General features: G+C 35.4%; 25 protein-coding genes. 16 read left to right on the forward strand and 9 right to left on the reverse strand.

Annotated features, from left to right (window positions below; genetic code table 11):
- The 6 genes from ACP5Q2_RS06340 to ACP5Q2_RS06365 all read left to right on the forward strand — a co-directional run.
- Positions 1-254 (forward strand): hypothetical protein (locus ACP5Q2_RS06340; protein ID WP_428098347.1); only part of this gene is annotated, 254 nt, incomplete at its 5' end.
- Positions 255-741: 487 nt separating this feature from the next.
- Positions 742-2163, forward strand: coding sequence for an SDR family oxidoreductase (locus ACP5Q2_RS06345; RefSeq protein WP_428098350.1), 1422 nt, complete (start codon positions 742-744; stop codon positions 2161-2163).
- A complete protein-coding gene (locus tag ACP5Q2_RS06350) occupies positions 2150-3484 on the forward strand; it encodes a deoxyribodipyrimidine photo-lyase (RefSeq protein ID WP_428098353.1) in 1335 nt (444 codons plus the stop codon). Before ACP5Q2_RS06345 ends, ACP5Q2_RS06350 begins: the two co-directional genes overlap by 14 nt.
- Positions 3481-4515, forward strand: coding sequence for a lipocalin-like domain-containing protein (locus ACP5Q2_RS06355; RefSeq protein WP_428098356.1), 1035 nt, complete (start codon positions 3481-3483; stop codon positions 4513-4515). The genes ACP5Q2_RS06350 and ACP5Q2_RS06355 overlap by 4 nt, the downstream gene beginning before the upstream one ends.
- A 30-nt stretch (positions 4516-4545) precedes the next feature.
- A complete protein-coding gene (locus ACP5Q2_RS06360; RefSeq protein WP_424605186.1) occupies positions 4546-5193 on the forward strand; it encodes an ABC transporter ATP-binding protein in 648 nt (215 codons plus the stop codon).
- Positions 5171-7684, forward strand: a complete 2514-nt coding sequence (locus ACP5Q2_RS06365) for an ABC transporter permease (protein WP_428098360.1) — start codon at positions 5171-5173, stop codon at positions 7682-7684. Before ACP5Q2_RS06360 ends, ACP5Q2_RS06365 begins: the two co-directional genes overlap by 23 nt.
- 2 nt (positions 7685-7686) lie before the next feature.
- Here ACP5Q2_RS06365 and ACP5Q2_RS06370 read toward each other — a convergent pair whose 3' ends face one another.
- The 7 genes from ACP5Q2_RS06370 to carA are packed head-to-tail and all read right to left on the reverse strand — an operon-like array spanning position 7687 to position 12887.
- A complete protein-coding gene (locus tag ACP5Q2_RS06370) occupies positions 7687-8856 on the reverse strand; it encodes an HD domain-containing protein (RefSeq protein WP_428098363.1) in 1170 nt (389 codons plus the stop codon).
- Positions 8856-9116, reverse strand: coding sequence for a hypothetical protein (locus tag ACP5Q2_RS06375; protein WP_424605183.1), 261 nt, complete (start codon positions 9114-9116; stop codon positions 8856-8858). The genes ACP5Q2_RS06370 and ACP5Q2_RS06375 overlap by 1 nt, the downstream gene beginning before the upstream one ends.
- Complete coding sequence (gene coaE, locus ACP5Q2_RS06380; protein WP_428098367.1) at positions 9116-9778, reverse strand: dephospho-CoA kinase; 663 nt, start codon at positions 9776-9778, stop codon at positions 9116-9118. The genes ACP5Q2_RS06375 and coaE overlap by 1 nt, the downstream gene beginning before the upstream one ends.
- Positions 9775-10020 carry a YkgJ family cysteine cluster protein gene (locus ACP5Q2_RS06385; protein WP_424605181.1) on the reverse strand — a complete coding sequence of 82 codons (246 nt, stop codon included), beginning with the start codon at positions 10018-10020 and terminating at the stop codon, positions 9775-9777. Before ACP5Q2_RS06385 ends, coaE begins: the two co-directional genes overlap by 4 nt.
- On the reverse strand, positions 10007-10762 hold the full coding sequence (locus ACP5Q2_RS06390) for a fumarylacetoacetate hydrolase family protein (protein WP_428098370.1): 756 nt from the start codon (positions 10760-10762) through the stop codon (positions 10007-10009). Before ACP5Q2_RS06390 ends, ACP5Q2_RS06385 begins: the two co-directional genes overlap by 14 nt.
- Before the next feature lie 18 nt (positions 10763-10780).
- Positions 10781-11779 (reverse strand): endolytic transglycosylase MltG, encoded by a 999-nt coding sequence (gene mltG / locus ACP5Q2_RS06395; RefSeq protein WP_428098373.1) that lies wholly within the window; start codon positions 11777-11779, stop codon positions 10781-10783.
- Between the two features lies 1 nt (position 11780).
- A complete protein-coding gene (gene carA / locus ACP5Q2_RS06400; RefSeq protein WP_428098376.1) occupies positions 11781-12887 on the reverse strand; it encodes a glutamine-hydrolyzing carbamoyl-phosphate synthase small subunit in 1107 nt (368 codons plus the stop codon).
- 106 nt (positions 12888-12993) lie between these two features.
- Here carA and ACP5Q2_RS06405 point away from each other — a divergent pair, with 106 nt between their 5' ends.
- On the forward strand, positions 12994-13569 hold the full coding sequence (locus ACP5Q2_RS06405) for a DedA family protein (protein WP_424605177.1): 576 nt from the start codon (positions 12994-12996) through the stop codon (positions 13567-13569).
- On the opposite strand, the gene ACP5Q2_RS06410 is transcribed toward ACP5Q2_RS06405, so the two are convergent.
- Positions 13555-14289, reverse strand: coding sequence for a sulfite exporter TauE/SafE family protein (locus ACP5Q2_RS06410; RefSeq protein ID WP_424605176.1), 735 nt, complete (start codon positions 14287-14289; stop codon positions 13555-13557). The two genes, ACP5Q2_RS06405 and ACP5Q2_RS06410, sit on opposite strands and share 15 nt — an antisense overlap.
- A 138-nt stretch (positions 14290-14427) precedes the next feature.
- On the opposite strand from ACP5Q2_RS06410, the gene accD reads away from it, so the two are divergent.
- From accD to recJ, 9 genes are all read left to right on the forward strand, one after another.
- Entirely contained in the window at positions 14428-15273 is an 846-nt protein-coding gene (gene accD / locus ACP5Q2_RS06415) for an acetyl-CoA carboxylase carboxyltransferase subunit beta (RefSeq protein ID WP_428098380.1), read from the forward strand.
- 27 nt (positions 15274-15300) lie between these two features.
- Positions 15301-16419, forward strand: a complete 1119-nt coding sequence (locus ACP5Q2_RS06420; RefSeq protein WP_428098383.1) for a bifunctional folylpolyglutamate synthase/dihydrofolate synthase — start codon at positions 15301-15303, stop codon at positions 16417-16419.
- Positions 16412-18538 carry an LPS-assembly protein LptD gene (locus ACP5Q2_RS06425; RefSeq protein WP_428098386.1) on the forward strand — a complete coding sequence of 709 codons (2127 nt, stop codon included), beginning with the start codon at positions 16412-16414 and terminating at the stop codon, positions 18536-18538. Before ACP5Q2_RS06420 ends, ACP5Q2_RS06425 begins: the two co-directional genes overlap by 8 nt.
- The gene (locus ACP5Q2_RS06430) at positions 18538-19545 is read left to right on the forward strand and encodes an NAD-dependent epimerase/dehydratase family protein (protein WP_428098389.1); all 1008 of its coding nucleotides are present in this window, start codon (positions 18538-18540) and stop codon (positions 19543-19545) included. The genes ACP5Q2_RS06425 and ACP5Q2_RS06430 overlap by 1 nt, the downstream gene beginning before the upstream one ends.
- A complete protein-coding gene (locus ACP5Q2_RS06435; RefSeq protein ID WP_428098391.1) occupies positions 19526-20527 on the forward strand; it encodes a hypothetical protein in 1002 nt (333 codons plus the stop codon). Before ACP5Q2_RS06430 ends, ACP5Q2_RS06435 begins: the two co-directional genes overlap by 20 nt.
- A gap of 3 nt (positions 20528-20530) precedes the next feature.
- Positions 20531-21523, forward strand: coding sequence for a DHH family phosphoesterase (locus tag ACP5Q2_RS06440; protein WP_428098394.1), 993 nt, complete (start codon positions 20531-20533; stop codon positions 21521-21523).
- Positions 21524-21572: 49 nt separating this feature from the next.
- The gene (rd, locus tag ACP5Q2_RS06445) at positions 21573-21734 is read left to right on the forward strand and encodes a rubredoxin (RefSeq protein ID WP_424605169.1); all 162 of its coding nucleotides are present in this window, start codon (positions 21573-21575) and stop codon (positions 21732-21734) included.
- Between the two features lie 92 nt (positions 21735-21826).
- Positions 21827-23038 (forward strand): FprA family A-type flavoprotein, encoded by a 1212-nt coding sequence (locus tag ACP5Q2_RS06450; RefSeq protein WP_428098397.1) that lies wholly within the window; start codon positions 21827-21829, stop codon positions 23036-23038.
- Between the two features lie 46 nt (positions 23039-23084).
- Positions 23085-24707, forward strand: coding sequence for a single-stranded-DNA-specific exonuclease RecJ (gene recJ, locus ACP5Q2_RS06455; protein ID WP_428098400.1), 1623 nt, complete (start codon positions 23085-23087; stop codon positions 24705-24707).
- Here the strand turns inward: recJ and ACP5Q2_RS06460 are convergent.
- Positions 24704-25291 (reverse strand): lysine exporter LysO family protein, encoded by a 588-nt coding sequence (locus ACP5Q2_RS06460; protein ID WP_428098402.1) that lies wholly within the window; start codon positions 25289-25291, stop codon positions 24704-24706. The two genes, recJ and ACP5Q2_RS06460, sit on opposite strands and share 4 nt — an antisense overlap.
- Between the last annotated feature and the right edge of the window lies 1 nt (position 25292).

Raw genomic sequence — 25292 nt, forward strand, 5'->3', positions numbered from 1 at the left:
TAAAAATTAACTACTCCAAACTTCTAAGAAACATCTTCTCTAAAAACCTACCTGTAGAACCTGCTAACTTCTCCTTCGAAGAATTAATATACCTACTAACACAAGAAGAAGGAATAATGCTAACACACGTAATGTTTATACTCTCAAAAGAATACTTAGAAAAAACAGGAATGCCAAAAGAAGAAGCTAAAATCACAGTCCTAAAACACAGAGAAAAAATCAAAAAAGAATACCTTAAAAAGCAAAAACTTTGACAAATTAACAAAATCAGAGGTAATTATGAAAAAAGTAATACGTTGAGTGAGAAATTAACCACATAAATTTACCTCAATAGACCTAAAAAAGCTATAAACTACTCTATCTACTTTTAAATTGAAAATACTCCTTCTATAACCTGTCTTTGAGCTCTTTCCTCTTTAGTCTTGCGAACATAAACATTTTTACATCTTTTATACGCCTTTTTTATACACCTTATTTTTCATAAACTCCTAAATTGGCTTTCTACCAGAAAAAAGTGATTGAAGAAATACCACAACTCCTGACTGCCTTTTGGCTTTTTGAAATTAATAGAATAAAAAAATTGAATTTCTCACTCAACGTATCTAATATATTATTGATATTTTTTATAAAAGAAAAAACTTTTAATGGATAAAAATAGTTCGAGGGTGATGATTGAAACAATTGAGTTGGCATTACCAATTACATGTTTATTTTTTTATATATCTATGATAAAATCTAGATATGAAAATACTATTAACCGGTGTGACAGGATTTGTAGGCAGAAGACTTGCTGAGGAACTATTTAACGAAAATATTGAAATTAATCTTTTAGTCAGAAACTCCAATAAATTAGAAGAAAAGTTTAAAAGTAGATGCAATGTTTTTGAAGGGGATACCTTTAATAAGGATATTCTTGAAAGAGCTTTAGAAGGGGTTGATACGGCGGTTTATCTTGTTCATATGATGGGTAGTGACAAGAACTATCTTGAAGCTGAAAAAAGAAGTGCGGAAAATTTTATCAAGATTTGTGAGAAGAGATCTGTAAAAAGAGTTATTTATCTGGGTGGTCTTGGTAATAAAGAGAATTTAAGTATTCACCTAAAAAGTAGATATATTACCGGTGAGATTTTAAGTAGCTCTCCTAAAGTTTCCTGTATATGGTTCAGGGCTGGGGTAATAATTGGATCAGGAAGTGCAAGTTTTGAGATTATTAGAAGTCTTGTGGAAAAATTGCCCGTAATGATTGCACCAAAGTGGGTAAATACACTCACTTCACCTATATTTATCAATGATGTAATTAAATATTTAAAAGCTGTTATTTTATCTGATTTTTACAAAACAGCTCAGATTGATATAGGTATGCCAACTATGACTTTCAAAGATATGGTATTAAAGACAGCAAAAGTATTGGGGCTTAAAAGGTATATTCTATCTGTTCCATTCCTAACTCCTAGGCTATCTTCTTATTGGTTGATACTTTTTTCCCCTGTCAATTTTGACATAGCAAGAGAGCTTGTCATGGGGCTCAAACATGAAAGTATTATTGAAAATAGTAATGCAAAAGAAATTTTCCCTGGTGTGAAGGTTACTGAATTTGAAGAGGCTGTAAGGCTATCCATAGAAGAGATTGAAAAAAATCAGGTGATTAGCAGATGGTGCGACAGTAGTAAATCACAAGTTTGCGATGTCCCTTTTGTGCCGGAAGTGTCAAAGGCAATTTATGTGGACAGATATTTTGCAAAAATTGATGAAGAAAAGGCTGGTAAGATTTTTAAGGTGTGCAAATCAGTTGGTGGAGAAAATGGGTGGTTTGCCTTGAATTTTCTCTGGTGGATTAGAGGCTTGATTGACAAGTTTGCAGGTGGTTACGGGCTTAACAGGGGGAAAAGAAAAGGGAATTTGCGGATAGGGGACAGTATAGATTTCTGGAAAGTAGTAGATGTTGTGGATAATAAGAGGATTTTACTTGAGGCACAGATGAAGTTACCCGGCAAGGCATGGTTGGAGTTTTCAATTTTAGATGATGATTTTACAATAACAGCATACTATTATCCAAAGGGTCTATCTGGAAGAATTTACTGGTATTTAATGCTCCCATTTCACAAAATTATATTCAAACTTATGCAAAAAGATATAATCAGGCAGGCAAATGGATTATCTTGAAAGGGTCAGACAGGTAAAAAAGTCATCTAAAAGAGGGGATTATTTGCTGTATTGGATGCAGGGTGCTTTCAGGGTGGAATACAACCACAGCCTTGAATTTGCAAAATATTTAGCAATTGATAAAAATCTACCTTTAAAAGTTTTGGTGGTAGTTGATTTTAGCTATAAAGATGCCAATTACAGACATTTTAAATTTTTTATAGACGGTCTTTTGGAACTTGTCGATAGATTTAAAGATTTGAAAATATCATTTCATGTTAAAATTGGCCCTTTTACAGAAATTGTCCCACAGTATTTAAGAAAAGCTGACAGTCTTATAACTGATAAGGCCTATTTAAAATGGCTTAAAGATGTGAGAAATGAAATTTATAAAAATAATGATGTTAATATTTATGAGGTTGATACAAACCTTGTGGTGCCTGTGCAGGCTGCAAGTACAAAGATTGAATACGGAGCATATACGATAAGACCTAAGATTCATAAGTTAAAGGAAAAATTTTTGAACGATTTTGTCATTTTTGATTATCAGGGCAGAAGTTTTGAAATAGAAAATGATTTAAATGGTTTAAGTATTGATGAAAAATTAAAATCAGTTCATTACCTCAAACCTGTTGATTTTAAGGGTGGAGAAAGTGAGGCAGATAAGCTACTTAGAGATTTTTTAAATGAGAAGTATTATTTTTTTGCAGAAAAAAGAGGGGATCCTGCTTTAGACTTTGAGTCAAATTTGAGCTTTTATCTACATTTTGGATTTATAAGCCCTATAAAAATCTTGAAAGAAGCATTAAAAATAGATACTAATCCTGAAAACTATGAAACTCTATTTGAGCAGCTTGTGGTGAGAAGGGAATTAGCCCATAATTTTACATATTACTGTGATGATATATACGATCTTTTTTCCTTTTTACCTGATTGGGCCATTAATACACTGATAGAACACAAAAATGATATGAGAAATTATCGCTATACCCTTGAGGATTTTGAGAGTTTTAAAACTCATGATAAATTCTGGAATGCTGCCCAATACGAACTTATACATAAAGGGAAAATACACAATTATATGCGTATGTATTGGGGTAAAAAAGTAATTGAATGGACTGAATCTTTTGAAGATGCTTATAAGGTCCTTGTTTATCTAAACGACAAATATGCCCTCGATGGTAGGGATCCAAACGGATATGCAGGTATTGCCTGGTGTTTTGGTATGCATGATAGGGCTTTTCAGGAAAGAAAGATCTTTGGTAAAGTAAGATATATGTCAGAAAATGGACTGAAGCAGAAGTTTGATATGAATAGATATCTCTCAAGGGTGATAAGTTGAGATACATTATCATATTATTCCTATTCTTTTGTACTCTGGTATATGGTGAAGATTTTAGAAAATTAAACCGAAATGATCAGGTCTCTCTTCCTCAGGATCTCTACTACAGAGGGGATTATAAAAGTCAATGGTGGTATTTCACCGGCCATCTGACAGCCACCGGCGGTAAAAAGTATGGTTTTGAATTTACGATATTTGTGGTAAATTTAAACAAAATAGATTATAAGAGCAAGTTTGGGCTTAATAGGATCTATATTTCTCATCTTGCCATAACAGATATTGATAATAAAAAATATTATTTTGAAGATGATACCTCAAGAGGTGCCCACAACGAAGCATTTGCCGATAGTGGTAGGCTCTTTGTGAAGGTGTTTGATGATTCGATATCTGGCGGCATAGAAAAATTTTTTCTAAAAGGGAAAGGAGCAAATTTCTCTTTTGAACTTGAATTAATACCGATAAAAAAGCCTATAATTAATGGTTTAAATGGTTATTCAAATAAAATTTATGGTTGTGAAGAATGTGCTTCTTTATATTTTTCAATTACAAGGTTAAAAACCAAAGGGATCGTTGAACTAAACGGTAAAAAAGATAATGTAGCTGGTGAAAGCTGGTTTGATAGGGAGATAAATTCAGATTATAAAACAGATAAATTAAAGGGGTGGGACTGGTTTTCATTGATGTTGGATGACGGAACCGAACTGATTGTATATAGAATAAAAAACAGAAATGGAAATGTGGATAAAAGCTCTTATGCGGCATTCATAGATAATTATGGTGGTAAGGTTAATATAGATTTCAAGGATATTAATATAAAACCACTTGATTTTTATATCTCCAAAAAAACTGGTGCAAAATATCCGATAAAATGGGAGATGGTTATAAGTAATAAAAAGATATACGTTCAGTCGATGGTGGAGGATCAGGAGTTTGTCGCCTCCAAATCTACATTTAATTACTATTATGAGGGTGCCTGTAGGGTATATGGGGATCTTACGGGGAAGGGGTACATGGAGCTTACAGGGTATTGAGCTAAAAAATAATGTGTTTGGTGATAATATATGATAGATTTAAGAGATGTTTGGAAAAGATATGGGGAGACAACCGTACTAAAAGGGGTAAATCTTCATATTGCTGATGGGGAATTTGTATCCATTATGGGCCCTTCTGGATCTGGTAAAACGACACTTTTAAATATCATAGGTGCAATGGATAGGGCTGATGGGGGAGATGTTTTTATAAATGGTGTCGATATTACTAAATTCGATGAAGAGGAATTGACCGATTTCAGGAAGAGGTATATAGGTTTTGTATTTCAGTTTTTCAATCTTTTTAGCAATCTTACCGTCTATGAAAATCTATTGATACCGCTATTGATATCAGGGTTGGATAAAAAGGAACAGATTGTAAAGATTCTTGAAGAATTTGGACTGAAGGGTAAGATATACAACCTTGCCCATCAGCTATCAGGTGGCGAACAGCAAAGGGTGGCAATAGCCAGGGCTATTGTCAAAGATCCTAAAATAATCCTGGCGGATGAGCCCACCGGTAGTCTCGATACAATCACTGGGGTGAAGATTCTGGAAATACTTAAGAGTTTGAATAAAGATCTTAAGACAACTATCGTCATCGTTACTCACAATGAAGAGATTGCAAGGTTTACCGATAGGATAGTGAGAATAAAAGATGGTCAGATCCTTTCTGAATAATTTCTATCTTATTTTTATATTTGCCATGAGAAACTTAAAAGAGGAGAAGTTGTTTAGCTTTATCTCCATATTTGGTGTGGCACTGGGGGTAGGATTGTTTCTATCGATACTAAATTCTACTCAGAGTGCAATTAAAAGTATGACAAACGATATAGAAAGATTAAACCCTATGGCCAATTATGAAATTGTGGACAAATTTGGGAATCCATTTGACGAATCGATATTAGATACATTAAATCTGAAAGGGATACGGAATTTTCCTGTAATAAAAATTAATGGGCAGGAGGAAAATCGGAAGCTTATTATATCGATATATGGGGTAGATTCATTAAAGCTGATAAAAAATAGCAATATCGATATGAAAAAAAACGATCTTGATCTGCTTTTATTTTTTCAGAATACCGATGCTGTTTTCATCACAGATGACATAGGGAAAAGAATTAACCTAAAAAAAGGGGACGAGATACAGATAAATGCAAATGGTGTTAGGCGATTTATAGTTGCTGGATTGTTGGATGCTGAGCAGATTCCCTCAGGGTTTTATCAGGATATAGGTAATTTCCAGGAGAAATTTAAGTATTTTGGTAAAATTTCAAGGATTGATCTGATGCTGGATGTAAAGCAGGTTGACGAATTGATGTCTATTTTACCAGAAAACCTCATCTTGCAGGAAAAATCCTCTGTGGTAAAAAATCGTGGGGAGATTTTAAAATCGTTTAAGATGAATCTTTATTTCATAAGCTTCATAGCATTTTTGGTAGGGTTTTTTATGCTTTTTAATACGATTTTTATCACGGTTGTGAAACAGAGGGAGCAGATAGGGGTTTTGAGAACTCTTGGGGGCACAAAGTATCAGATTCTTTCGATCTTCGTATTTCAGGCTCTTCTGTTGGGTACCTTGGGTTCTTTTTTGGGATTATTTTTAGGTGGATTGTTGAGTATTTACTCCTCTGCTGTGGTGGAGGATACCATCAGTACAATGTTTAGTCCTGTGTACATAAAAGGGTTTTTTACGATAGATAGATACACTTTTTTTGCCTTTTTTTCAGGGATTTTTATATCCTTCATATCCTCTATTTTTCCTGCCTTAGAATCAACAAAGGTGAACCCTTCTGAAACGGTGAAAAAGGGGACTTTTGAGATAAAATTCAAAAAGTACTACACCAACTGGTTTATTATAGGTGTAATGTTTGTATCAATAGGTATAACACTCAGCTTCATAGATTTTTATTACAAAACATATCCATACCCTTATCTTTCATATATTGGAGTATTCTTCATACTGATGGGGTTTTGTGCTTCTGCTTTTTTATACCTTGATAGAGTTGTGCAACTTATGGAAAGATTTATAAAAAGAATTTTTAAGGCTGCCGGTTTTCTATCCTTTGCAGATATACGGAGTAGTTCCTACAGGTTTACCATAGCGCTTGTGAGTGTGGCAATCTCTACAGCCCTCATTGTGAGTATGGTTACCCTAATAGATTCATTTAAGATATCACTTGGAAAGTGGATCAATGACAACCTTAAGGCGGATATTTTTATAAAAGCAGCAAGCTGCTCCTCAAATTTTTGTTTCGAGCCGCTAAATGATGGGCTATTGGAGAAGATTAAGTCTCTGGATGGGGTGGCTGCAGTAAGTGCCTTCCGGGCAATGAAGGGGAGCTTTAATGGTAAAGAGATACTGCTGGGGTTTGGTGACGAAAAGGTCGTAAAAAAATATCACAATGGTAAGGATGATTACGTGGTGACAGATAGCGTTGCTGTTTCTGAATTTTTTAATATTAGATATGGACTTAAAGAAGGGGATACGATAGAAATCGATACCCCGAAGGGGAGGGTAAAGTTTAAAATCAGAGAGGTTTTCACAAGCTATTCAAATCTTAATGGGTTTATAATATTAGATAATTATTTTCAAAAGAAATACTGGGACGAACTAAAATTTACCCAAATTAGCATTTATTTAAAAGAAGGTGTCGATAGGGATCAGGTTTTAAAAAAACTTGAAGATTTAGTGAATGCAAAAGGTGAATTAGATATTTTCGACAATCAGGTTATCAGAAAGAAAGTTTTAAAAATATTTGATAAAACATTTGCCATAACGTATGCCATTCAGGGGATTGCTTTGATAGTCTCTCTTTTGGGGGTTGGTAATATGCTGTATGCAGTTGCCCTTGAAAGAAGGAGGGAGATTAGTATTTTAAAATACCTTGGGACGGATGACAAACTTTTGACAAAGATTTATACTCTTTCCGCCGGATTTGTGGGGGTGGTGGGGACAGTTTATGGGTTTGTCCTTGGGTATATTTTAAGTGTGATCATTGTGAGAGTTGTAAATACAAAATCTTTTGGCTGGTCGATAGCGTTTCATATAGATCTAACTAAAAACTTTTACCTGCTGATCATCCTAGTGTTTTTTGTAATACTTTCTGGATTATTGCCTATTAAAACGATCAAACAGCTTGACCCCAAAAGGTTTGTAACAAATGAATAAATTTATAGAATCTGTTTTTTTGGGATTAACCTTCTTATAAATGGGTATTTATTTTCCATATTGCTTTTTACTTCCAATAGATGTGTGGGTTTTATACCATTTTCTATGGAAATGGCCGCCTCATAATAGGCTGAAATGAGATCGCACTCCTTTAACAGGGAACCATCAACAGGCTCAAAGTGATCTTTATTATACTCTTCGTATATGCTATCTCTTGAAACAAATTTAACATCACTATCAAAAATCTTACATTTAAATTCATCAAACAGTAAGTATCGCATCTCTTCATGCATGAAAGGGGGTAAAAGGGGTAAAAGTTCATTTGTAATATGTTCCTTTTCGATCTTTTTTATGATTTCATCAAGTCCCGCCACCGATTTTTTAACTGGTGAGATAATATCCCTTGTCAATACCTCCGGAAGATCGTGGAAAAGACCAGAAAGGAATGTGTTTCTCTTTAATCTATTGCATACATCTTTTTCGTATAGTTCAAAGTAGCTAAATATGGCCACGGTGTACATATGTCCTAATACCGTTGTTTCAGGTATTCTGGGGGTATTTGCCCATCTTTTTTGATAACGTAGTTGGCCAACGAGATCCACAAAGTTTCTGAGTTTTTCGTTTGTGGTTATAAACTCCTTTACAGAATCCAGTTTATAGTGATTTTCTAATTCAGAGAGGATCTCATTTTTTGTTTTTTCCGCACCGTAGAGGTTCTTATTCATCTCATAAATTATATTGTATTCCCAGTTTGTGGCAAGATAATGGGCGGCTCTTAGTATTCTTTTTTCAAAATTGTCGTTAGTATTTTCGAAATAATCTTCAAATTTTTTGAAAAAGTCGTCGTTTTGAAGACCTGAATTTCTTTTTAGTTCATTTAAGACCCAATTGTTAAGCTCTTTTCCGTAAGATTTTACAATTTTATAGTATATAGGTGGCTTAATATCAGTAATGATAACCCTCTGGAGCATTTCAAAGATAGAACCTTCTATAAGTAAGATCCAATTTACATCTCTTTTCCTCTCCTCAAGTTTTGCCAGGATATAAGCGATAAACATTTTGTGTGCCTGTTTATCCAACTCTGAAAATCCCACAGATGGCCTTATGTGGTCGTTCCACCTCTGGATGTTTGCAGCGGAAAAGATGATTTTAATTAATTGATCTTTTAGCATTACTTTTCCTGAACGATATAAGTCCCATTTATAATAACAGATTTTCCATTGTTGTCAATGAAGTAGAGGCTACTACCGGCTCTTGTTATATTGAATCTACCTTCCCATCTTTTGATTACCTGGCCATTGTCTGAATAGAGGGTAATCTCTCTATTTAACCCTATCGTTTCTGCCTCAAAATCTTTAAACTTTTTCTTTTGCTCCATTGTACATGATAGCAAAATCAGAGGAGTAAAAAGAATAATTAATAGTTTTTTCATTATTGTACCCCTGTGAAATTAATATCATACGCTTTCTGATGTCTTGCACAGTAGTTAAGCTTATTAATGAGTTCGAAAACCCTTCTGACCTCCCGTTCAGTGTTTTCAATCGTACCGGAATTGTCGATTACAAAGGTGGCATATTTCATTTTTTCGTCAAAGCTCATCTGGGAGTCTATGATTTTTTTGGCAAGGGTTTCATCTATGCCGTCCCTTTTTAGAAGCCTCTCAAGTTGTGTTTTTTTATCCACATAGATTAATATTACTGCGTCAAATCGTGTGTAAGTTCCCTTTTCCACTATTAAAGCAGCCTGAGTGATTATGAGATCTTTGTCATTTTTGCTTTTAAAGTTTGAAACGAGTTCTTTTTCGTATTGAAGTATTTTTGGGTGTGTGATCTCCTCCAGCTTCTTCTTTTTATCCGGATTATTGAAGACGATCTCTTTGAGTTTTTTTCTATCTATTTCCCCATCTTTTTCAAGGATCGATTCTCCAAAGTGATCTATTATATCGTTATAAGCAGAACCACCTTTTTTCATTACAGCTCTACTTATCTCATCGGCATCGATCACAAATGCACCCAATTTCTCAAAAAGTCTCCCGACTGTGCTTTTACCAGAAGCAATGCCACCGGTGAGACCAAGGTAACGTATCTTTTTCATTTTAAGCCATAAATTTTATGTATAATATGTATCTTCTCTTCCAATGTGCATGTCGATATCAATTCACATATTTCATCAGGCTTAAAAGATCTACATACCTGAGGTCTGTGTTCATAATCTCCGCATCTTCCATTGGGCAGCAGGTGTGGGCAGGGGGTGCCTGCGGGTTTATTCAACGTGGATATATCGTAGGCTATACAGCAGGCGCCACACATATGACATTTTATCTCACTGTTTGACATAGTTTTTTAATATACCTATCCCGTCCACTTCCACTTCTATTGTATCCCCAACATTCATAGGTCCAACGCCGGATGGGGTGCCTGTGGCAATTACATCACCAGGTAAAAGAGTCATTACATTTGATATAAAGCTTATAAGTTGATATACATTATGAATCATATTTTTTGTATTACCGTTTTGCTTGATAATTCCATTAAGTCTACTTACCACCTCCACACTTAGGGGGTTTAGCTCCGTTTGAATAACAGGGCCTATGGGGCAGAAGGTGTCAAACGACTTGGCGCGGGTAAATTTATTTTCCTTTTTCTGTATATCTCGGGCGGTTACATCGTTTACACATGTAAAACCTAAAATATAATCTTTTGCCTGATCAGGTGTTACAGCTTTACACCTTTTACCAATTACAACTCCCAGTTCCGCCTCAAAATGTACCTCATGGCTGGCGGAAGGATAGATTATACCATCTTCAGGGCCTATAACAGCTGTGGATGGTTTTAAGAAAATCAGAGGCTCTTCAGGCACTTCGTTGCCAAGTTCTTTAGCATGTTCAGCATAATTTCTACCCACACAGACCACTTTTGATGGTAAGACAGGAGGTAAAAGCTTAACTTTATCCGGATCATATTCATTTGTGGTTACGGTAAAGCCGGTGAAAAATGATCCGATAACCTCTTTAATCTTCCCATTTTCCAGAATACCTTTCTTTTCTTCTTTACCTGATGAGAATCTGCAAAGCTTCATATCCACCTCCGAAAAGTTTTATCTTGAAAGCTGATACTTTTTGATATTCAATAAGTGTGTCTGGTAGTCAATTGAAAAGATATGTGTTCCATCTTTTTTGGAAACAAAATAGATGTAAGACGTTTTTGCAGGTTCCATTACCCCTCTTATTGCCCCAATCGACGGGTTGCATATGGGGGATGGGGGTAACCCTTTGTGCATATATGTGTTGTAAATATTGCTACCGTCCTCTAGGTGGGATCTTTTTAAATTACCATCAAACTTATCACCCAGACCGTATATAATAGTTGGGTCAGATTGAAGTGGCATCCCTTTTCTTAGCCTGTTGTAGAATACTGAAGCTATAATAGGATACTCCGACTCCACAAATGTCTCTTTCTGTATGATTGATGCTAAAATAATCCCTTCGTAAAATGTTAGACCCTGGGCATTTACTTTTTCCTCAAAATCTGGGGGAAGTTTTGACTTAAAATTCATATACGCCTGTTCTATAAAAGTTTCGGCAGTGGTATCAGTTTTAAGAAAATATGTGTCTGGATAAAAAAAACCTTCGAGGGTTTTAAAAGGGTTGCCGGTTAATTTCAGGATAAAATATTTGTCTTTGGTAAGCATTAGAAATCTGTCCACGTCTATGTCTGAATTCTCTTTTAATCTTATGGCAATATCATTTATGGTGAATCCTTCGGGGATGGTAATCTTAAAAACAGATTCTTTTCCTTCTTCTATATTTTTTAAAAATTCGGATATCGTTATATTATCAGCTTTGTAGTAGCCGAATCGCATCTTTTCCGGGAATCGTTTTACCTTTTTTAAATAGTATTCAAATAAAAAAGGGGTTTTGACCCCTTCAAAAATTTTGTTGTAAACACTGGAGAATCTTTCATTTTTTTCGATCTTGACTTTTTTGTTAATCTTTGTGTTGTTTAAAAACTGTTCGTTGTTGTATATCCAGTAGCCGAGAGCAAATGAAAACAAAAATATTGGTACAAGTAGAGCTGTGGCAACCCTGAAAAACATATTACAAAAGCTCTACAAACCTTTTAAAGAGATATTTTGCATCATGGGGGCCGGGACCATTTTCTGGATGATATTGAACTGCGAATATCGGCTTAGTTTTATGTTTGATCCCCTCAACGGTGTTATCGTTTAGGTTTAGGTGTGTTATCTCGAATTTATCGAGTATCTTTTGAATATCGACGGCAAAACAGTGATTTTGGGCGGTTATCTCCACTTTGCCAGTGGTTAAATCTTTAACCGGCTGATTACCACCATGATGACCAAATTTAAGCTTATAAGTGGTTCCACCATGCGCCAATGCAAGTAGCTGATTACCAAGGCATATACCAAATGATGGATATTTTTCGGTTACTTTTGCCACTGTTTCGATGGCATAATATAAAGGTGCCGGATCCCCTGGCCCATTTGAGATAAATACCCCATCAGGTTTAAGTTTTTCAATCACTTCGAAGGATGTTTTGGCCGGAACCACAGTTACCCTGCAACCTTCATCCACAAGATACCTCAGGATATTTCTTTTGATACCGAAATCTAAAGCAACTACATGCTTAGAATACTTCTCAGGTTTATAAAAAGATCCATTAAGCTGCCAGCTACCTTCCAGCCATTCGTAAGATTCACTACAGGTGACATACTGTACTAAATCCTGTCCAACGATGGATGGGATATTTTTTGCTTTTTGCTTCAAGCTCTCTATATCGTTGTCAATTGTGGATATAACCGCATTCATTGAACCAGCTTCTCTGATATGTCTAACCACCATTCTGGTGTCTATCCCTTCAATTCCTATGATACCATGCTTTTTTAAGAAGTCCCCCAAGGATGATGTGGCTCTATAGTTTGAATAAATGGGGCTATATTCTTTTACTATAAAAGCTGAAACAAAAGGTTTTATAGATTCAAAGTCCTCTTCGTTTATACCATAATTCCCTATTAATGGGTAGGTCATGGTCACCATCTGCCCATAATAGGAAGGGTCTGTCAAAATCTCCTGATAACCTGTCATGGAGGTATTAAATACTACCTCACCGGTGGATTCTCCATCTGCACCGAAGCTTTTCCCTTCTAATACCAGACCATCTTCAAATACTAAAAAAGCTTTAGACATAACTTCCCCTCGGAATTTTTAACTAATTTATTACATAATAATCGATATTGCAAGTTTTTTTATCTATGTTATAAAAGAGGGAAATATAAATCGATTAAGGAAGCTGATGGAAGAGATACTTTTAAGACTTATACTGGATTACGGTTATTATATACTTTTTATCTGGAGTATCATGGAAGGTGAGCTGGGGCTTGTTATGGCTGGTATCCTTTCGTATACGGGGGATATGAATATATTTTACGCTATTTTGGTGGCTGGTTTAGGGGGATTTACAGGGGATCAAATATTTTTTTACATTGGTAGATTCAATAGAAATTACGTTCAAAAAAAGTTTTCAAGACACCGGAGAAAATTTGCTATGGCAAGCCTTTTGCTCAATAAATATGGTTGGTATATAATTTTTATCCAGCGGTATATGTATGGACTGAGAACGATCATCCCGATAACTATAGGTACCACAAAGCTATCCTGGAAGAAGTTTGCCATTATAAATTTAATTAGTGCATTCATCTGGGCATCGATTACAATTGTATTAGCCTACTGGTTTGGTGATTATCTACTAGCTATATTGCATTATTTAAAAAAACATTGGTATGTGGCTTTTCCTACTGCAGGTTTAATTTTTTATTTAGTAATAAGGTACATAAAAAAAGCCGCTGAAAAACGATCATTTGGAAAATAGCAGTATTATTGAAAAGAATATAATGGATGCCGTTACAAAATTTCGGATAAATTTTGCCCCTTTGTTAATACTGAAACTGGCACCTATTATCCCCCCCAGAATATTTCCTAAACCTAAAGAGATCCCCATCATATAATCAATTTTTCCAGATGTTATAAATACTGGTAAGGCCGCAACAGTTAATATAAACACTATAAAAACCTTCACAGCATTACCTTTCACAAGGTCGTATCCAAGTAATGTGGTACCTGCCAGAAGTAAAAAACCTACACCCGCCTGTATGAAACCACCGTAAAGACCTATTACAAAGAAAATGATAAAAGATAATACAGAATAGAGATATCTGTTTTGTATCTTGATGGTTTTTGTGGGATTGAAAATGGTAAGTATTGTAATGGCAAACATAAAGATGGCAAGGTATTTGGTAAAGCTTTTGTCACTGATCATTACAGCTACTTTTGCCCCTGTGATACTGCCCATGACGACGGGAATCGAAATGAGAAGTGCAAATTTTACTGGGAAATGTCCTGCGGATATATATTTTATAATGGCGGAAATGTTCTGTAAGAGGATTCCTATCCGGTTTGTTCCATTTGCCACAGTGGCTGGTAGGCCGAAGAATATCAAGAGGGGAAGTGTCAGAAAAGATCCTCCTCCACCTAACACGTTTATAAACCCTGTAAGTGTCCCAACCAAGAAGAGCATAACCATTTTAAACATATCAACTCCGTGAAGAAAATATATTTAATAGACAGATACCTATTTTTGTTAATTGAGATTAAAAAATAGTATTGCATAATACTTTAATTAGTGTAAAATGCAAGCAGATTTTTGAATTAACATATTTGGAGGTTGTGTATGGGACTAAGAAGTTTTTTGCTGGAAAAAATACAAAAGGTTACAGTAGGTAAAAGGAAAGAGATTCAGAAAGATATATGGGTAAAGTGTGATAAATGTGGTGAAGTAAGCTACAAAGATGATATAATAAATAATTTTCATACCTGCCCCGCCTGTGGTTATCATTTCAAAGTGGGGGCTATGGATAAAATAAATATGATAATAGATGCGGGATCTTTCGTGGAAATAGATGCCAATCTAAAATCTCTGGATCCTCTCCAGTTTAAGGATACTAAAAAGTATATAGATAGGATAAGGGATACCGTAAAGAAAACCTCCTTAAACGAGGCTTTTATTTCTGGATATGGTACAGTATACAAAAAGACTGTCCATATAGGGGCTTTTGAGTTTTCCTTTCTGGGTGGTAGTATGGGGAGCGTTGTTGGGGAGAAGATCACAAGACTTATAGAATCTGCAATAGCAAATAAAAACCATGTAATTACGATAAGTTGTTCAGGTGGCGCCAGAATGCAGGAGAGTATCCTTTCCCTTATGCAGATGGCAAAGACTTCTGCAGCTCTAAAAAAACTGTCAAACGAAGGGCTTGCCCATATCTCTATCCTTACCGATCCAACCACTGGTGGGGTTACGGCAAGTTTTGCCATGCTGGGGGATGTACATATAGCCGAACCAGGAGCACTGATAGGTTTTGCCGGGCCAAGGGTTATCGAGCAGACTATACGGCAGAAACTTCCGGAAGGGTTTCAGACTGCCGAATTCCTGTTACAACACGGTATGGTGGATATGGTGCTTCATAGAAAAGAATGGAAGGATACTATCTATAAACTACTACAATTTTTTGGATAATTTGCACTAAAATATCCTTTACCATTTATGGATAATTTTTTCCATTATACAAAAGAGTTTCAAACTATCGATTTTTCCCTTGATAGGATAAGGATGGCTGTGCTGGATGCAGCCATAGATTTAAAGCGGCTTGGGAAGGTCATACACATAGCTGGCACAAATGGCAAAGGGAGTACGGCGTTTTTTATTGCCCAGATTTTACAAAAACAGAACTTTAAAACAGCCCTTTACACTTCTCCCCATATAGAATCTATAACCGAAAGGATAAAGCTTGACCTTAACGATATAGAAGAAGAATTTTTTGATAAAACATTTGAAGCGATGAAACCTTTGATATCAAAATATAGACTTACCTTCTTTGAGGCATTGACTCTTATAGCATTTAAAGTATTTGACGATTTTAATCCAGACTTTACCATTCTGGAAACAGGTATGGGGGGAAGGCTTGATGCCACGAATATTGTGGATGAAAAGATTCCGGTAATTACATCCATTTCTCAGGATCACTCAGATTTTTTAGGTAAGAATATTTATCATATTACGGATGAAAAACTTGCAATCGTTAAGGACAACGATCCTGTTTTTGTGGGAAAAAACCCTGAATTCTTGATGGAATATATATTTAAAAAGTTGGATGATAAAAGAATCATTTCTGTCCAGACGGAGGATGGTGGATCTTCTTTGCCGAAGCCTTATTCCTATAATTTTAATCTTGCCAAAAGTGTTGTTTCGTATTTAGTTAATAGAGATATCCCTTATGACGATTATAAGCTTCCTCCATGTCGGCTGGAGCGTATAGGGCGATTTATATTGGATGGTTCCCACAACCCCTCAGGACTTATTAATACCATTTCAAACTTCGATTCAGATACTGTAATTTTTTCCTGTACAAAAGATAGACCTTTTGAAAAAATGATTAACATACTGAAAGTAAAATTTAAAAATATAATCCTCACAGAGATACCGAATAATGATAGGACTATATATATAGAAAGTGTGAAAGCCGATAAGGTATTAAAGATAAAAAATCCAATGGATGCGGTGGATAAATCAATTTACATTTCTGGTAAATCTGATATAATAATAATCGGTTCGTTTTATCTATGTGGTTACTTAAGAAAATATGTAAAGGGATTTTGTGGTTAGATTTTTTCTGTGTTTAATTCTGCTTTTACAAACTGTTTTATCCTTTGCGGAAAAGGTTACAATAGAGTCAGATAAAATTTACACCATAGATAATACCACGTATGCGGAAGGTTCTGTGCTTATACTATACAGTGATATGGTTGTAACATCCGACAATGCCACATACTTTAAAGATATAAATGTTGTGGAGTTATCTGGAAATGTCGTTTACAAAGATAAAGAAAATATCATAAGGGGAAGTTTTGCCCGGATAAATCTGGATAATAAGAGTGGATATTTTGAAAAAGGGAAGGGGTTTTATGCCCCCTGGAGCTATTTCAGTGCGGATAAGCTTGAAAAGCTTGAAGGGAATACCTTTCTGCTGGATAATGCCACAATATCCGCCTGCTCTGGAGATGTTCCGGATTGGTCATTTTCCGCCAATAAGGCAAGAATCGATTTAGGTCAGTATTTTAGAGCCAAACATTCTTTTGGCAATTTAAAAAATGTTCCTGTGGCTTATTTTCCCTATTTTGTCTGGCCGATAAAAAAGGATAGGGAAAGTGGCTTTCTCGTGCCGCAATTTGGATTCAGCAGTACCAAAGGGCTCTTTATAACACCAAAGTATTTCTGGGCAATGGACGTGGACAAAGATATGACCACGGGGGTAAATCTTTTTACCAATAATGGAGCAATGATTTTAAATGAATTTCGTTATGCAGTAAGTAAAAAGGAGAATATACATCTTATCGGAGAATTTATCGATGATAGGGATTCTGAAGCAGATAAAAGCTCAAGGTGGCGTTTATACGGCGTAGGGAATAAATTTATTGCTGATAATCTTGAGTTTAAATTTAACATAAATTATGCATCCGATTTTAGATATAAAAGGGATTTCAAAGATTACAACATGGTGGATAAGCTTCCGGGAATGGATCCAGATAAAAATGAATATATAGCGGAGCTCAGACTCAATTATTATACAAAATATTCTGATTTGTCAATAAGATATAAAGATAGTATGCAGTATTACGATTATACTGATAATTATCGTAAAGACAACCTTTATCAAAAGCCAAATATCCAGGCGGAGAAATATGGGATAGATCTACGTTATATTAAACTGGACTATCTTGCAGATTACAATAGTGTTGAGAAAAAAAGTATGACTTTCTATAGTGAAAATAACAAAACAAAAAATGTATTTTCCTACGATAGATATAACACAAAGGTCAAACTTTACAAACCATTCAATCTCAAAATTGCCACATTTACACCATTTTACACTCAGTATATCACATACTGGAGAAACTTCGATTATAAGTTGAATAAAACAGATATTCAGGAAACCTCATTACACAAAATCGAAACAGATGAGGATTCAGCTAACAGGTATATTTACTCCATAGGCTATGGGTTGAGTTTAAATGAAATCTACAAAAATTATACTATTTTCCGTCATTCAATATACAACACTTTTGAATATATTCAGACCCCAAGGCTTGATCAGTCGGCACTTCCCAACAATATCGACTATGACCAGATATCCCAGGAGAAGATGTATAGATATACGATGACCAATTATTTTAGAAGTGATAATGTTAGCATAAAGTTTGAGGTAATTCAGGGGTATGATCAGACTCTTAATGATGATAAGTTTTCACCTATACATACGAAGCTCAATCTCACCTATGCAAAATGGCTATCTTTTGATCTTGAAAATAAATATAACTACTATACCAGTAAGATAGATTACTACAAAAAAGCAGCTACGATTAATTATGATAACTATTATCTTTCATATACACAATCTTTCGATAAAGCTATTACTTCCGGGGATAATGAAAATGCCGGGTTGAAGTTTGGGGGAAAGTTTGAAAAGTTTGATTTTGAAGTTTATAAAAAACTCGGCTCTGCAAACAATAATTTCAAATTCTCACCCTTTGATCTAAATTCAAGGGAATTTTACCTGAAAATATTATATAAATCGGAATGCTGGAACTTAGGGTTTTTGTATAAACAGGATGATTATCTTGACCTAACAAAAACAGGCAGCGATAAGAAAAGAGAAAAAGTAATATTTATTCTGCTGGAGTTAAAAGGGATTGGAGGAACTCAGAGGGAGGTTTATAGGAACTGATGAAAAGGAATATTTTCATTACTGGAGCATTGGGTTTTCTTGGTTTTAATCTTGGTAAGCTTCTGGCAGAAAATTTCCCAATGTACAACGTGGTGGGTATTGATAATGAAAAGGATGAAAAATATGCCCATAATAAAGAGATTTTAATCAATTATCCAAACTACTATTACATAAAAGGTGATATTCTAAATAAAAAACTGTTAAGGGATATTTTCCTTCAAAACCACACTACTTTGAGCAGTATTTCAGAAATCCATGGAATAGATATCGTTTATACAACTGCATTTGAATCGATGCTACATGATATTTCTGAAGATGGTCTGGAATATTATCAGAATAACATACTTGGTACTTTGAATATTGCAATGGAGTATATCTTAGCAAAAAATGAGATCAAAAGACTTGTGTATCTTAGTTCGATATACGTTTATGGGTTTACCGCTGAAGATAAACTTTTAAAAGAAGATATCCCTCCCAACCCTGTCACTAAGAATGCCTCCATAAAGCTGTCTGTGGAGCATCTTTTAAAATCACTGCATCTAAATTTCAATCTTCCCATTACAATTTTACGTATCCCATCTTTTTATGGGTATGGAATGAAAGGGGATCATCTATTGATGAATATAATAAATGCCATTATAGAAAATCGTAGCATAGAGGTGAATTTTTCGGAGAAATCGTTCATCAATGCTATATTTTACGAGGATCTGCTTATTGGACTTGAAAAATTGATTACATACAGATCAAAAAGTTTTGACATTTTCAACATGGGTGGGGTTAACGTATCGTTAGGGGAATTTGTAAGGACTGTTGTGGATGTGTTCAGTTATCTTACCGGAGAAGAAAGAAGTGTAGAATTAATTAGATTTAACAGTAAATTACATAAAAACTGTTGTGTTTCATCCGATTATGCGTATAAGGTGTTAAAATGGAAAAACTGGACAGAACTCTATCGGGGTTTAGAAAAAACCTTAAAGGCTATCTTAGATGAAAAAAGTTGTTCTTAGTTTTCTGTTGGTCTTTTTTACCATCAACCTCTGGGCTGCTACATCTATAGGAGTTGGCAGTTCATCTATGGATGGGGGGATAAGGGTAGCCGATAAAAGAGCCCTGAACAATGCTCTCATCAATGCCATCTCATCCTACTATTCTGAATCTTCCGAAAGTGAAAAAAATATTACCATGGAACATCTGAAATTGATAAAAAAATTTAGAATACTTGAAAGAGGTGTGGAAAATGGTAATGTTTACTACAAGGTGGAGGCAGAGTTTGATGAGATAGGATCGGTTAATATTGCAAATAAAGTAAATCCCAACACATTGGTATATTACATAAAAATAGATCCTTCTTTAAAAGAGTTTCAAGATCTATTCGCAAAGGACGCAAAAAAGATATTAGAGGGGAATAATCTTTCTTTGAAATATCAGGAAGATTTTATTGTAAATGTTGATAAATCAGGCAATCCCGAACAGGCTTATGCAATTTTTAGTATTACTAAGAGTAGATATCTGCTGCATACAACGCTTAAAATAGAGAAATCGAAAACATCCAATTTACTTGTTTCGGAAACCTATTTTTATACCAAAAAAGATACTTACCCTGTGATAAGAGCTGAATCGACTGTTACCAAAATGAATACTGAAGGGGTTGAGGAGGCTTTCAACAAGGTTTATCAAACAACCGTTTCGTATATTATCTCCAATTTTATAAAAAATCAGATAACAGCCGACCAACATGAAAATAGATTTGATCTGGTATTTATAAACTTCAAATCCTTTAATCAGGTTATGGGTGTTATGGATTATTTGCGTTCTAAAGGGTTTTTTACCACTGTAAAGGTTAAGTCTGTTGTAACCGGAAAGGCGGAGTTTGAAATGGTCACAAAATCAAATTTAGAGGCTATTAAAAAAGTTGTGGAAGATCGATTGAAGGACCAACCCCATAATCTGTCTATAGAAGATAATGTCCTCATTCTGGAGTTTCAATAGCTTATGATAAAGCAGATTTTAGATGTATTAAAACCCAAAAGAAAGATACTAATTCTCACGCATAACAACCCGGATCCAGATACTCTTGCGGCTGCATTTGGATTAAAGTTTATCCTTTATAAACTCCTGCAGAAAAGATGTACAATTGCGTATCATGGTATCATAGGTAGGGCAGAAAACCGTGAGCTTGTAAGACAATGTAATATAGATATATACCCATCAACCATGCTTGATTTTTCAAGGTATGATGGGCTTGTGGTGGTGGATACTCAGCCCACTGCTGGAAATGTTTATATCCCAAAGGGGTTTTTCCCTGATGTGGTGGTGGATCACCATAATTTTAGAGATCCTACAAAGCAGGTTAAAGTTTACGATGTAAGGCTCGAATATGGAAGTACCAGCTCCATAATAGTTGAATACTGCAAAGAGTTGGGATTGATATGCGAACAGGATGTGGCCACGGCACTTTTCTATGGAATACGCACAGACACTGTGGGGGCAGGTAGACAAAACAACAGGATAGATCTATCAATGATGAGCTACGTATTACCCCATATATCACTTAAAAAGCTTTCTAAAATAGAGACCCCAGAATTACCAAAATATTATTTTAAGAATATCAAGATCGCTTTAGAGAATGCATTGATATACAATGACCTGATATTTTGTGATCTAAAAGATGTGCGAAATGCTGATCTCATAGCGGAGACTTCTGATTTTTTCCTGAGGATGAGGGATATAAAATGGTCTTTTGTGATAGGGAAAGTAGATGATATGGCATTTTTTTCTTTAAGATGTAAACAGACCAAGAGAAAGGTGGGTATGATTGCCTTGGGTATTGTAAAAGGGATAGGTACCGGTGGTGGTCATATGAAGTCGGCTGGCGGTCAGATACCTATAAAAAAAGGTTCTAACTACGAAGAATATGTATTAGAAATAAAGAAACGATTAATGAGGAAAATAAAAATAAAAGGTTCAGATGCAAAAACTATTTGACAAGATGCAATATAGATATATTATAATTTAAAAAAATAAGGAGGAAACTATGCAAAAGTATATCTGTACAATATGTGGCTACATTTACGATCCTGTATTGGGGGATCCAGAAAACGATGTGGCAGCTGGAACAAAATGGGAAGATGTCCCTGAGTCATGGGTATGTCCTGAATGTGGTGCACCAAAAGACAGCTTCGAGCCAACTAATTAATAATTTTTAGAAATTGTTGAATGTTTAAAAATAGAACTGTGGGGAGTTATCCCCACTTTTAAACATTCTTATGTATCTAATGGAGGCCACAAATGAAAGGGATTAAAATTCGTGAAGATATATATTGGGTGGGGGTTTATGACCCTAATCTGGAAATTTTTGATATTGTAATTCCAACAGAACATGGTACAACTTACAATAGCTATTTAGTTATAGGTAAAGATAAGACTGCTCTCATCGAAGCAAATAAAAAGCTTTTTACTGACACTTATATAAAAACGGTTGAATCTATAAAGCCCATAAAAGAGATAGATTACATAATCTTAAATCATAATGAACCGGATCACTCCGGTACTCTTCCGGCAATCCTTGAACTAAATCCAGATATCGAGGTGATATATTCCAAAACGGCAAAAGTTTTTGTTCAAAACATTGTGAATAGTGAATTTAAAGGTAGAGCAGTGGGGGATGGTGATAAAATTGATTTAGGTGGAAAGACGCTGAGGTTTTTCCATACACCATTTTTACACTGGCCAGATACGATGTTTACATATCTTGAAGAAGAGCAGATTCTGTTTCCATGTGACTTTTTAGGTGCTCACTATTGTCCTCAGGAGATTGGAAAGATCTTCAACGATGAAATGGTGGATAAGGAAAGTGCACGGGAGGCCTTTGTTTTCTATTACAAGTCTATAATGAGACCATATAAGGAGCATATATTAAACGCACTTAAAAAGATAGATGGTTTACCTATATCGATGATATGCCCATCCCACGGGCCTATAATAAGAGGTGATCTGGATTTTTACCTTAATTTTTACAAAAATCAAGCAAGTAGATACTATTTAAATAACCCCACAAGGCAGATAACAATGGTGTACGCTACGGCATATGGGAACACCAAAATGCTTGCGGATCGGATAAAGGCAGGTATTGAGGATACAGGGGTTCCTGTTAAAATGTTTGATGCTGCAGAAGCAAATATGGATGATATAATAGATGAAATTGAAGTGTCCCACGGATTACTCATGGGTACAGCAACTATCAATGCTAAAGCCCCTAAACCTATATTTAATATATTTTCTGAGCTTGTTGTGCTTAATGTGTCAAATAGAAAAGCAGGTGTTTTCGGGTCATACGGCTGGAGTGGTGAAGGGATAAAGATGTGTGAAGATATATTGAAAACTATGAGGATGAAACTTCCGCTTGAATCTTTTAAAGTTCAGATGACACCTTCCGAAGAGGAACTCCAGAAAGCATTTGAATGGGGTCGAGAATTTGGCATGAAGGTTCTGGAAGGATAGATTTACCTTGGGTGAAGGGATCTTCACCCAATTTTTTTATTCCAATATGACACCGCAGGAGATAATTGAGAAGATACTGAAATCAAGGGGCATCAGAGATTTTGAACGGTACTTCAATCCTAAGCCTAAGTATCTCGAAAAGTCAACAAACCTTGTATCTATAGATCAGGCTCGATTAATCGTTGAAAAATTGAAGCAATCCAGATTAATATTACTTTACAGTGACTACGATGTGGATGGTGTGACATCTTCAGCTGTTTTCAGCAGGTTTTTAAATGATGTGGGGATTAAAAATTATAAGGTGGTGATTCCGGATAGATTTAAAGATGGATACGGGCTTAATCTTGAAAAGATCAAGAAGGAATTTAAGTCAAACCCTTTTGATATGCTTATCACTTTTGATTGTGGAATTGGGTCTGTGGATGAAGTGGAGTATTTGAAGCAACTTGGAGTCTTTGTTGTCATTACAGACCATCATCTACCACAGGACAAGATCCCTTCTGCTGATATAGTTATAAATCCTAAATTATCCTCCACAGAAGAGAAAGGTGATTACCATCTTTGCGGCTGTGGTGTGGTTTTTAAATTGATACATGTTTTAAAAGTATTGTGGGGTCTTGATAGCGTTGATTTAAAGAAATATCTGGAACATGTGGCGATTGCCACCGTTGCCGACATTGTCCCACTTATTGGAGATAATAGGATATTGGTAAAAAATGGTTTAGAAGTGATAAATGAGACCCCATCAGAAGGTGTCAAAGCACTCATTAATGTATCTGGTTTAAAATCTGCTTTAAATTCTTACCATATAGGTTTTATAATAGGGCCCAGAATCAATGCAAGTGGTAGGCTTGATATTGCTGATACCAGCTATTATCTGTTGATGCAAAATTGTGAAGATACTGCAGCAAAATACGCCAAAATCTTAGAAGAAATCAATCAGGCAAGAAAAAAGGAATGTGATGAGATATTCAAAGAGGCACTCTGTTTAATACCCCAGATTCCTAAATATGGTATATGCCTTTATAAAAGTAGCTGGAACAAAGGGGTAATAGGGATTGTTGCTTCACGTCTTGTGGAAAGATTCAATCTACCAACGATAATATTCGGTACAAGTGTTGGTAGGAAAGATGATGGTGGGATAATAAGTGGCTCCGGCAGATCCACCGATGATCTGAATCTACATGAACTACTGGTGGAGATCGATAGGCAATATCCAGGGTTGATGATAAGATATGGGGGGCATGTGAAGGCATGTGGGTTATCCATATATGAGGAGGATTTTGAGGTTTTTGTGGAAGCATATACAGGTATCTTACAAGATCTAAATATAGATAATAGAAAAAAAATATGTTATGATATGGAGTTGAGTTTTGCAGATATAAATTTTGAGCTAATTGATTACATTAAAAAGATGGAGCCGTTTGGATATGGTAATGAGATGCCTAAATTTTTATTCACAAATGTGGAGGTTATCGATTTTAGGAAAATGGGGGATGGGAATCATTATAGTATAAATCTACGACAGGATGGTCGTACTATCAGGGGGGTATGGTTTAATGGGGATGAACAAAAGATCACAGATAAATTAAATATCATAGGTGTTCCTATAATCAATGAGTACAACAATAATAGATATCTACAGATAAGAATAAGAGATATTGTTTAAAGCTCAAGGAAAAAAGATACAAATACCGGTACCAGGGCACTTAATATAAAACCATGCAGGAAAGCTACTACCGCCGCTTCATCACCGGCATACTTTTGAATTATTGGCAGGGTGGTGTCCATTGATGTGGCGCCTGCCGGAGGTATGGCTATAAAAGGGCCCAAATATTTTGAAATTATAGGTATTGCCAGAATGCTCATCGATTCCCGGAAAACATTTGATAGGAAAGCGATGGAACCAAGATCTGAACCTGCAGATTTGGATATGATAACAGCAGATAGCGAATACCATCCAAAACCGGAAGCAATAGCCATAGAGTGTTTGATACTTATTGGTATTAAAAAGGATGCGACAAATCCTCCAAAAAGGGTTCCAATTATAGTCCCAAGGGGAATTAAAAAAGCGTATCTATCGGCGGTGAATAGTCTTTTCAGTGCTTCAGTATCTCTACCTATATCAAACCCCACAATAAAAAGAAGTAAATAAAGAGCGTAGTCGGTAATATCGGATGAATAGGATAAAAAAAAGTGAGGTAGAAGATTTAATTGGGATGAAATAGCTCCTGAGATCACTGCAATAATCATT

Source organism: Calditerrivibrio sp., from assembly GCF_049968475.1.
Taxonomy (GTDB): Bacteria; Chrysiogenota; Deferribacteres; order Deferribacterales; family Calditerrivibrionaceae; genus Calditerrivibrio; species Calditerrivibrio nitroreducens_A.